Annotated in this window: 7 protein-coding genes; 5 read left to right on the plus strand and 2 right to left on the minus strand. The window is 62.0% G+C overall.

Annotated features, from left to right (window positions below; translation table 11 throughout):
• Positions 1-59: 59 nt before the first annotated feature.
• Both ACYCZ5_RS04555 and ACYCZ5_RS04560 read right to left on the minus strand, forming a co-directional pair.
• Complete coding sequence (locus ACYCZ5_RS04555; RefSeq protein ID WP_461543590.1) at positions 60-4,964, minus strand: 2-oxoacid:acceptor oxidoreductase family protein; 4,905 nt, start codon at positions 4,962-4,964, stop codon at positions 60-62.
• An 11-nt stretch (positions 4,965-4,975) separates the two neighbouring features.
• Complete coding sequence (locus tag ACYCZ5_RS04560) at positions 4,976-5,857, minus strand: RnfABCDGE type electron transport complex subunit B (RefSeq protein ID WP_461543591.1); 882 nt, start codon at positions 5,855-5,857, stop codon at positions 4,976-4,978.
• Between the two features lie 145 nt (positions 5,858-6,002).
• On the opposite strand from ACYCZ5_RS04560, the gene ACYCZ5_RS04565 reads away from it, so the two are divergent.
• The 5 genes from ACYCZ5_RS04565 to ACYCZ5_RS04585 all read left to right on the plus strand — a co-directional run bounded on the left by ACYCZ5_RS04565 (position 6,003) and on the right by ACYCZ5_RS04585 (position 12,616).
• Positions 6,003-6,929, plus strand: coding sequence for a LysR family transcriptional regulator (locus ACYCZ5_RS04565; protein ID WP_461543592.1), 927 nt, complete (start codon positions 6,003-6,005; stop codon positions 6,927-6,929).
• Between the two features lie 109 nt (positions 6,930-7,038).
• Positions 7,039-7,725: a TetR/AcrR family transcriptional regulator gene (locus tag ACYCZ5_RS04570; RefSeq protein WP_461543593.1), complete on the plus strand. Its 687-nt coding sequence runs from the start codon at positions 7,039-7,041 to the stop codon at positions 7,723-7,725.
• Positions 7,722-8,654, plus strand: coding sequence for an efflux RND transporter periplasmic adaptor subunit (locus ACYCZ5_RS04575; protein WP_461543594.1), 933 nt, complete (start codon positions 7,722-7,724; stop codon positions 8,652-8,654). Before ACYCZ5_RS04570 ends, ACYCZ5_RS04575 begins: the two co-directional genes overlap by 4 nt.
• A gap of 148 nt (positions 8,655-8,802) precedes the next feature.
• The gene (locus ACYCZ5_RS04580) at positions 8,803-11,892 is read left to right on the plus strand and encodes an efflux RND transporter permease subunit (protein WP_461543595.1); all 3,090 of its coding nucleotides are present in this window, start codon (positions 8,803-8,805) and stop codon (positions 11,890-11,892) included.
• Between the two features lie 73 nt (positions 11,893-11,965).
• Positions 11,966-12,616 (plus strand): protein-L-isoaspartate O-methyltransferase family protein, encoded by a 651-nt coding sequence (locus ACYCZ5_RS04585; protein ID WP_461543596.1) that lies wholly within the window; start codon positions 11,966-11,968, stop codon positions 12,614-12,616.
• The last annotated feature ends 65 nt before the right edge of the window (positions 12,617-12,681 follow it).

The raw sequence follows: 12,681 nt of genomic DNA on the forward strand, positions 1-12,681 counted from the left end.
AGCCCCTTTGCCGAACCTGCTTCACTGTAAACCGGTCGATCCATTTTTTGTGTGATGGATCAGTTGAACTTGGCTGCCCGGGCAACGAGTTTGTCCAGATTGGGCTCGTTGCTGTTCCAGGGTGTGCCCGGATGGATCACGCCGGCGGTGCACTTTTCCGCCGCCTTGACGATCTCCAGATAAGTGCCCGCTTTCGGGTCGATAACGACTGCTTTCTTTGCTTCATCGTAGGCAAACACCTTGGGGTTGATATTCATGCATTCGTCGCAGGCCGTGCATTCAGGCGTGTCGATCCACACGGCTTCATAGTTCTCCGCGTTGGCGGCCGGGGCGGATGCGCCACCTGCCGCCGTGCTCGACACTTGCGGGGCAGGTGCGCCGCCGCTGAGGCCGGAAGACAGTTGCTGGATCAGTTCGCGGCGCACGCGGTCCGCGATGACTGTCTCGTCGCCAACGGCGCGGCCGACGTTGGCCACATCCTTCAACTGCTGCCAGAACTGCTGGCGCTCTTCGCAGGAATTGACCAGTTCCTGCGACACCAGTGCGCGCATCAGACGCTGCTTCTTGTCCACGGCCCAGATGAAGGGGAACTTGCCGTCGCGTTCGTCCGTATCCAGTTTGAGGAAGTCGGCCAGCAACACCATGTCGTCGTTCCAGGTGTCGGGTGGTGCCTTCTTGAACTGTTTGGCGAAGCGGCCTTCGCTCAGCGCGAAATCGGCGAAGGTCAGCGGCAAGTTCATCTTCTGCGGCTGGCCGTTCTCGTCGAGGTAATCCAGGCTGTATTCGATCCAGTCCTTGTCGAGGGACGGGTTGCCTTCCAGACTCACGCACTCGGAGAAGGTGACGCCCGCATCCGGGTCGTAGCGGAACAGCGGATAGGCGCGCGACTCCACCGCCAGTTTGCTCTGCTGGGTCAGCGTGTCGTCGCCCACGCCGTGCTCGGGCGGACACACGGCATACACGTTGAACAGTGCCGGGCGGCGGCTGTTGAGGCCGTCGATGTAACTTTCGATCAGATGGGTCGGGTTAGACACGCTGCCCTGCAACACATAGGAGGTGCGATGGGTCATGCCGATCAGGCTGATCTCTTTGCGGATCTCGGTCTTGCCGTGGCCCTTCTTGCCGTACGGCGACATGTCGGCCACCTGGCTGATGAAGCCCGAGGTGCACGCCTGTCCGCCGGTGTTGGAATACACCTGCGTATCCACCACCATCACCTTCACCGGCATGCCGGACATCAGCATGCGCGACAGGTTCTGGAAGCCGATGTCGTACATCGCCCCGTCGCCGCCCATGGCGACCACCGGCGGGCACAGATGCCATTCTTCATCCGACAGTTGCTGCCAGTTGAAGTGGGAGAAGAACGCGGCATCGTCCGCGGCGGCATAGCCGCGCTCCAGCTCGATCTCGGCCATGCGCACAGCCTTGAAGCCGTCGATCATCTTGGCCATGTGGCCCTCGAACACGCCCATCGCCACCGACGGTGAATCCTGGAACAGGTGCGAGGTGAACGGGAAGGGATAAGGACTGAACGGGAAGGTCGATGCCCATACCGAGGTGCAGCCGGTGGAGTTGATCACGCCCATGTGGGCGCGGCTGCGCGCGCCGGTGTAGGCATCGCGCAGGTCGACCAGTTTCTCCAGCAACTGGCTCACCCAGCGCAGCCAGTCCTGGTCGATAGGCTCGCCGCCTTGGGCCAGCGCGGACAGGGTCAGGTCGCGGCCCTGATTGGCTTGCACGGCCTGCAGCAGGGCATGGGTGTCGGTCAGGTTCACCGTGGACGACAGCTTCATACGCAGGTGGTTTTCCAGCTGGCCGATCAGCGTGTCCAGCTTGGCGACGAACTTCTTCACGCGTGGCTGCATCAGCGCGGTGACAGTGCTGGTGAACAGATGGATGGCGGTCTTCTCGCCGCAACCCAGACAGGCGCCGTCGCCGCTGACCATGGAGTTGTAGTTGTGCTTGTCCAGCAGCAACGTCTCCAGCGCGCCGACCTTCTCGTCCAGATCGTCGATGCGGCTGAACTGCGCCGGTGTGGTTGGCAGTTCCATCCAGAAGTCCCATTCCTTGCGCAGTGTCTCGATGCTGTCGGGGGTCTGCGTCACCATCTTCAGTGCGTTGTCATCGCACACTTCCACGCACACCGCACAGCCTTTGCAGGTGTAGGGATTGACGGTGATGGAGAACAGGCCGCCCGCACCTTTCTCCTTCTTCTCTTTTTGTGTCCAGTACGGTTTGGTGGTGGCGAACTTGAAGTCGCCCAATTTCTCGCGCAGCAGATTCAGCTCCACTTCCAGCCGGCCGCGCTCGTCGCCCTGTGTGGGGTCTTCAGTGAATGCTTCCGTGATGGCGTTGCCGATCAGGGCGCGCACGTCGAGGCCGTCGCGCTCCAGCATGCCGCGCAGTTTCTTGTCGATGGCGCGGCTGAACTTGCGCAGGAAGCGCGTCGGGCGACCGCCGATCTCTATCATCTGAATGGCGGTGTTGAGGATGTCGCTACTGGTCGAGACCAGACCGGGGATGGCGTTGTCCGGGCACTGTGTGTAGCACTCGCCGCAGGCGGTGCAGTTCTCGGCGATCCATTCCGGATGTTCGAAGCGGATTTGCGTCATGTCGCGGTACACGCCGGTGGCGGCGGGGATCAGCGCCAGACCCATGAACGGATCGACCAGATTGTCCGAACCCTGGCCCTTCATATAGAAGCTGCCGGTCTGTTCCCAGAAACGGTGGATGTCGGTCGCGCCGCCGTCGCCTTCCGGCAAGTGTTTGAGCATCATCGGCAGCGCGGGGGCGAGCTTGGCAACGGCCTGCTGGCGTGCGCCGACCTGCTTGGCGGATGCGGGGATCTCATAGATCTCCTCGTAACCGCGGCGTACCACGCGCAGGTTGTCTTCGACGATGCGCTTGCCCTTCTTGCCGAACTTGGCTTCCAGTTGGTTCTCGATGGCCTGGAACAGGTTCTCCTCAGTCAGACCCGCGCGTTCCTTCACATCGGAAGCGTGGAAGAACGCGCCCTGGAAGGCGTTGCCCTGCATGCGCAGTTGCAGGTCGACGTTGGAAGATTCCTCGCGGGCGATCTTGAACGCATCCAGATAGAACACGCGGATGTCGTTGTCCACGATGTATTTCTGCGTGTGGGCGGGGAAGGTGGCCCACACTTCTTCAGCCGTGGCGAGGTTGCTCTGGATGATGAACGCGCCGCCTTTCTTCAGGCCGGCCACTGCGTTGGTGTGCAGGAACACTTGTGGGTCGGGTGACAATGCCACATCGATGGCGGTGTATTCGCAGTTGATGCGGATCGGCTCCGGTGCGGCAGACAGATAGTAAGTCGTCGGCTGGCCCTTCTTCTCGGAACCATATTTCGGATTGGCTTTGATGTCCCAGCCCAGCAGTTCGAACAGGGTCATCGCCAGATTCTTGCCGGTGGTCACCGCGCCCCAGCCGCCGATGGAATGCATACGCACCGCGATGGCGCCCTTGGGCAGCAGGTTGGGATTTTCGGAACCGCGCAACGCCATGTCCTTGATGTTGGGATAGGCTTCCAGCAGCGCCTGCTGGCGCACTTCTTGTTTCGGCGTGGCGGATTCGTCGCGCACGAAATCTACGGACAGATAGTAGAACTTGCGGTGGGCAGCGCCGGGCAGCATGTTCTCGATGGCCGCAATCAGACCTTCCGGTTGCAGGTCACGCGAACCCAGACCGTAGCAACCGGAATACAGGGAAGGCATGTCTTTCAGGCTGTCGTATACGGCGTATCCGGCGTGGTTGTTCTCGCGTCCATTCTCCAGACACTTGGAAACCGTAGCGCGCACTTCGCGCATCAGTGGCAGGTCTTCCGCCAGCGGCTGGTCGGTGCGTTCCAGCACGGCCACGCCTTTCTTGCCTTTCAATACCTTGCCCAGTAGGTCGCCGGGGAAGGGGCGGAACATGGTGAGGTTAACCACGCCCACTTTGATCTTGCGATTCTCACGCAGCCAGTCGGCCACGGCGGCGGCCTGCACCGTCATGCTGCCTTGGCCGAGGATGAGGTAGTCGGCATCCTCGCAGCGGTATTCGTCCACGCGTTTATAGCGGCGGCCGGTCAGCTTGTAATACTCGTCCATGCACTGCTCGGCCAGTTGCGGGATGTGCTCGAAGAAGTACGGGCGCTGCGCGGCCACGGCCTGCATGTAGGCGTCCTGGTTGGTCACGCCGCCGGAGGAGACAGGATTGTCCACGTCCCACAGCAAGGGCACGCGGCGACGCGTGTCGCCGTAGATCAGGCGCTGGCCGGGCGTGGGTGTGTCGATGATGTCGTCCGAGTAGCCGAGGTATTCGTCCACCAGCGCGCGCTCCGGCACCAGCACCGGCTCGATCAGGTGGGTGGTGAGGAAGCCGTCCATCGCCACCATGGCCGGGGTCAGCGACAGTTCGGCGGTCTTGCGCGCGATCATGTTGAGGTCGGCGGCTTCCTGCGCGTTCTTGGCCATCACCTGGATGAAACCGGTGTCGTCGGCGCAATGGTAGTCGTCATGCGCGCAATGCACATTGAGCGAGTTCTTGGTGATGGCGCGGCAGCCCACGTTCAGTACATAGGGCAGGCGTTTGCCGACCGCGCCGTACAGCGATTCGTGCATGAAGGCCATGCCCTGCGAGGAGGTGAAATTGACCGCGCGCTGGCCGGTCATGGCCAGACCGGCGGTGACACCGGCGGCGGCGTGTTCGGATTCCGGCTCGATGAATATCAGCGGGCGACCGGCCGTGTTGAGGTGGCCGGCGGCGACCGCTTCGGCCCAGTATTCGCCCATCTGTGTGGACGGGGTGATCGGATAAGCGCCCGCACCGTCGGTGGATTCGCGCTCCACCATGATGACGGCAGTGTTGCCGTCGATGGCGTCGCGCACACCGGGATATTTGAATTCGGCCTTCTGCTCGGCACCGGTGATGGCGTCTAGCAACTTGAATTGTTTGATCTTGTTCAACATGGTCGGACTCCTCAAGCTTCTGCCGTGGCGGGCAGGGGTTGGATACGGATGATCTTGCGGGCGGCGCGGCCCTTGTCGGCACGCTGGCCGTCCAGCCAGACGATGGCACCGGTGGGGCAACGTTCGATGGCACGGCGGTCGGCCATCGCGTTCTTGCTGTAATCGATGACGGCCAGATTGCGTTCGAGTTTGATCAGGCCGGGCGCGGCGTCCATCACACAGCGGCCGCAGGCGGTGCAGGAAACTTCGCAGGAATTTTCGGAAGCGCTCGGGTCAGCCTGGTTCTTGCAGGCTACCCACAGTTGGCGCGACACCGGCTCAAGGGAAAACAGCTGCTTGGGGCAGATGTCCACGCAGTCGCCGCAGGCGGTGCACTTTGCCGGATCGACTTCGGGCAGGCCCTGACGGTTCATGAAGATGGCGCCGAAATCGCACACATGGGAACAATCACCCAGACCGAGGCAGCCCCATACGCAGGAGCGTCCGCCGCCGCTGATCACCGCCGCAGAACGGCAGGTGGAATGGCCGACATAGTTGGCGCTGCTCTTGGCGACGTTGTTACCGCCGGAGCAGGCCAGACGCGCGATGCGTTTCTCCACGTTGCCGAGGTCGATGCCGAGCAGGGAGGCGATGCTTTTATTTTGTTGCGGGGGATTGACGGTGCAGCGGGCGGGTTCGATGGAACCGGCGACCACTTGTTCGGCGAAGTTGCGGCAACCGGCGGTGCCGCATGCGCCGCAGTTGGAGTGGGGCAGCATCTCTTCGACCTGTTCGATGCGCGGGTCTTCGAACACATACAGGCGCTTGCTGGCCAGCGCGAGGAACAGCGCGAGCACGCCGCCCAAAGCGGCCATGAAGGCAGAAGCAAATAAGATCGATTGCAGTGTTTGCATGATGACCCCCCGTATGCGCCTGCCTCGTCGTGCAGTCTGCGCTTTTTCGTAGTGGGAGTAAGGGTAATAAAGTTACAATCATTTACAGAATCAATAATTTCAATTTTAATTATTAGGCGAATAAGTATTAGTTGAGAGGATTGCTATGGCAAAGGATGGTCAGGCGTACTACAAAGACAGCCGAATCAAGCAGATGCGTGCATTCTGCGAAGTGGTGCGCAGCGGTAGCGTGACCCAGGCAGCGCAGAAACTGTTCATCAGCCAGCCTTCCGTCACCTTGCAGATCCAGGCGCTGGAACGCGAATTGAACGTCACTTTGTTCGAGCGGCGTGGCCCGGTGCTCAAGCTCACACCGGACGGCGAGTCACTCTATGCGCTGGCCGAGCCGTTGGTTAAAGGCGTGGACGGCCTGCAGGAGAACTTCGCCGCGTTGCACGGGCGGCTGGAATCAGGCGAGCTCAACATCGGCGCGGGCGAATCCACCATCCTGTATGTATTACCTGAAGCAGTGCGTCGCTTCGTGGCCAGCTATCCCGGCATCCACACCAAGCTGCACAACGTCACCGGCCGCGACGGCCTGAAGATGCTGCGCGCCGACGAGATCGACTTCGCGGTCGGCTCCATGCTGGAAGTGCCGGACGACATCATCTATGAACCGGTGGCCTTGTTCGATCCGGTGCTCATCGTGCCGCTGGATCATCCGCTGGCCGCCTTCGACGAAGTCTCGCTGGAGGCGGTGAGTCAGTACGGGATGATCCTGCCGCCGCGCCATCTCTCCACCTGGAATATCGTGAAATATGTGTTCCAGCAGCACAACCTGACGTTCAAGGTGACGCTGGAGGCGGGCGGCTGGGAAGTGATCAAGAAATACGTCGAACTCGGTATGGGCATCTCCATCGTCACGGCGATCTGCCTGACCGGCGACGAAAAGCTCAAGTGCATCTCGCTCAAGCAATATTTCCCGCAAAGGGGCTACGGCCTGGTGTTGCGCAAGGGCAAGTTCCTGTCGCCGCAGGCGCGGCGTTTCGTCGAGCTGCTGCATGAGGTGTACGGCACTACACCCAGCACCTGAGCACACGATTCAGTCGCTTGACTTAATCGCTTGACTGAAATATCTTGCGCTCCCTGTCCACGCAGTCGGAGCGAAGTTGAGTCCATCCCCCAAATCATGTTGTCCCCTGATGAATATGGCGCAGCGCCTGCTGGGCCATGCCCCCAGTTCACAGGAAGAGACGCGCTGGCGACTGCTGCAGGCGGGCACAGAGGTGTTCGCCGAGCTCGGTTTCAAGGCGGCGACCACGCGCGAGATCGCGCGCCGCGCCGAGGTCAATCTGGCTTCCATCCATTACCACTTCGGCGACAAGGCCGCGCTCTACCGCGAAGTGTTCCGCCTGCCTTTCCTGAACGAATGTAATACCTTCGCCTCGCTGGATGTGAAGGCGGTGCCGCTGGCTGAAGCCTTGCGTGCGCTGTACATCTGGATGTTCCCCCCGCAGGCAGAAGCAGACCCCATGCTGCAGCAGTTCATGCGCCTGCATGCGCGCGAGGAAGGCGACCCGAGCGGTGTGTTGGGCGATGCCATGGTGCAAGCTTTCCGCCCCAATCACGAGAAGTTGCTTGCCTTGCTGTGCCGCGAATTGCACTTGAGCGCGGCGGATGATGACGTGCAGCGGCTGGCATTTAGTCTGGTCGGCTTGGCGACGGTCTATATGCATGGCGGCCGCAGCGCGGTCGAAGCATTTGCACCGCAACTGCTGAAGGGCGTGCCGGCACGCGAAACGATGGTGGAACGATTGGTGGAACACGCGCTGGCATTGATCGCCAGCGAGAAGAACAGACGCATGGCATCGCAAAAGGAAAACACATGATGAAGACATATATCCTCGACAACAAACCGCTGGTGGTCAAACTGATGCTGGCAGCACTGGTGCTGGGCGGCGGCGCGATCTGGCTGGCGGGCAGCAGCGTGGCGGAAGAGGCGGCGACGGCGTCTGCCGCGACCGGTAGACCTGCATTGACGGTGCGCACTGCTGTATTGCAGGAAGACAAATGGTCGGAGACCTTGTCGGCCAACGGCAGTATCTTGCCTTGGCAGGAAGCCATCATCGGTTCGCAACTGCAGGGCGTGCGCATCGCCGAGGTGAAGGTCAGCATCGGCGACCGGGTGCGTCGCGGTGAAGTGCTGGCGACGCTGGATAACGCAATACGACAAGGTGACGACGGCTCGCCGCAGGGCAAGATCCTCGCCCCGGATGACGGTGTGATCTCATCCGCCAGTGCCAATGTGGGCTCCATGCCGCAGGCCGGTTCTGAACTGTTCCGTCTGATCCGCAAGGGGCGCCTGGAATGGCGCGCGGAACTGACGGCGGATGAGCTGATGCGCTTACGTCGCGGTATGAAGGCGCGCGTGATGCTGGTCGGCGGGCGCACCCTGAACGGCAACGTGCGCGCCATCTCGCCGTCGGTCGATCCGAAAACGCGCTATGGCTATGCGCTGGTGTCGCTGGACGACAGCAACGGCGTGATTGCAGGCGCCTTCGCGCGCGGCACATTCGATGTAAGCGGCGCGCGCAAAGTGCGCTGGCTGCCGGCCAGTGCCGTGTTGCAACGCGGCAGCCAGAGCCATGTGCTCGAGGTCGATGTGGAAGGTCGCGTGCACGAGCGCGCGGTCGAGATCGGCCAGCGCAAGGAAGCACGCATCGAGATAAGCAAAGGCTTGCAGGCTAACGTGCCGGTGGTGGAAAGCGGCGGTGCGTTCCTGACCGAAGGTGATCTGGTGCGTGTGGTGAAGGAATAAGCGATGGATGCCTCAGAAAATTCGTTTTTGCGGAGTGAAGCGCAAGGCGCCGCGCAGCGAATGACGAGACATACCGAGATGGTAGGTGAGGAGTGAGCGAGCACGCAACACAGCGATTCGCCCGCAAAACGAATTTAATGAGGTATCCATGAACGTTTCATCCTGGTCTATACGCAACCCCACGCCGGCGATCCTCGCCTTCATCATGCTCACCCTGATGGGGATCATGGGCTTCAAGGCCATGAAGATCCAGCAGTTCCCCGACATCGACCTGCCGACGGTGACTGTGACGGCCTCCTTGCCCGGTGCATCGCCGGCGCAGATGGAGACCGAGGTGGCGCGCAAGCTGGAGAACTCGCTCGCCAACACGCAGGGCTTGAAACATCTGTACACCAAGGTGCAGGACGGCACGGTGATCATCACCGCCGAGTTCCGTCTGGAGAAGGGCACGCAGGAAGCGGTGGACGACGTGCGCGCGGCGGTGACCCGAGTGCGTGCCGATCTGCCGCGCGACTTGCGCGATCCGACCGTGGCCAAGGTGGAACTGGCCGGGTTGCCTATCCTGACTTACACCATCGCTTCGCCCAGCATGAGCGAAGAAGAACTGTCCTGGTTCGTGGACAACAACATCACCAAGTCGCTGCTGTCGGTGCGCGGCGTGGGCGCGGTAGCGCGCGTGGGCGGCGTGACGCGCCAGGTCAGTGTGGAGCTCGATCCGGCAAAACTGCTGGCGCTGAACGCGACGGCCTCCGATGTCTCGCAGCAACTGCGCTTGATCCAGCAGGAAGCATCCGGCGGCCGCGCCGATATCGGCGGCATGGAACAATCGGTGCGCACCATCGCCACGGTGCAGACCGCGCAGGAGATGGCGAAGATCGAAGTCGTGCTGGCGGACGGACGCCATATCCGGCTGGACCAAGTGGCGACGGTCAGCGACACCATCGCCGAGCGGCGCAGCGCGGCTCTGCTCGACGGCCGCGATGTGGTGGGCTTCGAGATCAGCCGCTCGCGCGGCTACGGCGAAGTGGAGGTTGCGGAAGGTGTGTTGCGGGTGCTGGACAAGCTGCGCAGCGAACATCCCGACATCGAGATCACGGAAGCCTTCAACTTCGTAGACCCGGTGGAAGAGAACTACATCGGCTCGATGAACCTGCTGTACGAGGGCGCGATATTGGCGGTGCTGGTGGTGCTGGCCTTCCTGCGCAACATACGCGCCACCATCGTGGCGGCGACGGCCTTGCCGCTGGCGGTGATCCCCACTTTCGCCGTCATGTATTTCATGGGCTTCTCGATCAACGTGGTGACGCTGCTGTCGCTGTCGCTGGTGGTCGGCGTGCTGGTGGACGATGCCATCGTCGAGATAGAGAACATCATGCGCCATCTGGAGATGGGCAAGACGCCGTATCAGGCGGCAATGGAGGCGGCCGACGAGATCGGACTGGCGGTGATCGCCACCACCTTCACGCTGATCGCCGTGTTCCTGCCGACCGCGTTCATGAGCGGTGTGCCGGGCAAGTTCTTCGTGCAGTTCGGCTGGACCGCGGCCATCGCGGTGCTGTTCTCACTGGTAGTGGCGCGCATGCTGACGCCGATGATGTCGGCCTACATCCTGCGCCCACGCGTGTCGCACGCGCTGCCCGGCTGGATCACGCTGTATCTGAAGTGGGCCACGTTCTGCCTCAAGCACCGTGTGCTGACTTTGGTCGGCGCGGCGGTGTTCTTCTTCGGATCGTTCGCGCTGGTGCCCTTGCTGCCGACAGGATTCATTCCGCCGGACGACCTGTCGCAATCGCAAGTGACCATCACCCTGCCGCCCGGCAGCACCTTCGAGCAGACCTATCGCATGGCCGAGCGGACGCGCGACATCGTGGCGCAGAACCCGCATGTGAAGCTGATCTATACCGCCATCGGCGGCGGTAGCGCGGGCGGCGATCCGTTCGCGCCGCAGGGCGCGGCCAATGTGCGCAAGGCCGTGCTGACGCTGAACTTCACGCCGCGCCAGCAGCGCGACATTAAGAAGCAGGACATCGAGGGGCAGTTGCGCGAGGCTTTGCAGGCGCTGCCGGGCGTGCGCGTCAAAGTCGGTCTGGGCGGTTCCAACGACAAATACATTTTGGTGTTGGCGGGCGAGGACGGTCAGCTGCTGAGTGCGCATGCGCAGAAAGTGATGCGCGACCTGCGCACTATCCCGGGTATAGGCAATGTCACCTCGACTTCCAGTCTGGTGCGTCCCGAGCTGGTGGTGCGGCCTGATTTTGCGCGTGCGGCCGATCTGGGCGTGACATCGGCGGCCATCGCCGACACCTTGCGCATCGCCACGGCGGGCGATTACGACCAAGCGCTGGCCAAGCTCAACCTGTCCGACCGGCAGATCCCGGTAGTGGTGAAGCTGCGCCCCGACGCGCGGCAGGACCTCGAACTGCTGTCCCGACTGGTGGTGCCGGGCGCACGAGGCTCGGTGATGCTGGGCAACGTGGCTGACCTCAGCATCGAGAGCGGGCCATCCGAGATCGATCGCTATGACCGTATGCGCAACATCAATTTCGAGATCGAGCTGAACCAGCAACCGCTGGGTGAAGTGGAGGCCAGAGCGCTGGCCCTGCCCAGCCTGACAGAACTGCCGCAAGGCGTGAGCGTGGCGACGGTGGGCGACGCGGAGGCGATGGGCGAACTGTTCCAGAGCTTCAGTCTGGCCATGCTGACCGGCGTGCTGTGTATCTATATCGTGCTGGTGTTGCTGTTCAAGGACTTCATGCAGCCGACCACCATCCTGGCGGCGCTGGTGCTGTCGGTGCCGGGTGCGTTCCTGGCGCTGTTCATCACCCAGACCGCGCTGTCCATGCCGTCCATGATCGGCCTCATCATGCTGATGGGCATCGCCACCAAGAACTCCATCCTGCTGGTGGAATATGCCATCGTGTCGCGACGCGAACGCGGCATGAACCGTGCCGAGGCCCTGCTCGACGCGTGCAAGAAACGCGCGCGGCCGATCGTGATGACCACGCTGGCGATGGGCGCGGGCATGCTGCCGGTGGCGCTGGGCATCGGTGTCGACCCCAGCTTCCGTGCACCGATGGCGATCGTGGTGATCGGCGGTCTGATCACCTCCACCTTCCTCAGCCTGCTGGTCATTCCGGTGGTATTCACCTATGTGGATGACGCTATCCAGTGGATGCTCGGGATGGTGAACAGGCTGCGCAGGCATACACCGGCCGCGAGCGAGGTCAAGGCAGGTTGAGGGCGATAGGGGGTGTTGCTATACTCCCGCGAGATAAAGCCCATCGGATGGCGATACGAACAAGGAGAGAGTAATGAATCTGGAACAAGCACGCTTCAACATGATCGAGCAACAGATCCGCCCGTGGGACGTGCTCGATCCCAAAGTTCTGGAACTTCTGAAGGTGGTGCGCCGCGAACAGTTCGTGCCGGCAGACAGCAAAGGTCTGACTTTCGTCGATGGAGAGATCCCGCTGGGTCATGGCGCGAGCATGTGGCAGCCGAAGATCGAAGCGCGCGCGGTGCAGGCGCTGGCCTTGCAGCCGACCGATAGCGTGCTGGAGATCGGCACCGGCAGCGGACATCTGACCGCCTTGCTGGCGCGTCTGTCCGCACAGGTGACCAGCGTGGAGATCGAGCCGGAACTGAGCAGCATCGCCACGCGCAATCTGGCGACGCACAATATCGACAATGTCACGCTGCAGGTGGGTGATGCCGCGCAGAGCTGGGGCGAAGCCGAATACGACGCCATCGTGCTGACGGCTTCGGTGCCGATGGTGCCGGAAGCCTACAAGCAGCAACTGAAGGTCGGCGGCCGTCTGTTCGCCATCGTCGGCGACGCGCCCGCGATGCATGCGCAACTGATCACCCGTACCGGTGCCGATAGCTTCGAGACCAAGACGTTGTTTGAGACCGCAGTCGCGCCGCTGCGCAACGCAACGCAGCCGCAACGCTTCGTATTCTGAAGTTCGACTGATCACTTAAGCTTGCCTCGATCGGGGCAAGCATATAATATTAGCCAATTCTAATA

The sequence above is a fragment of the Sideroxydans sp. genome, assembly GCF_054604835.1.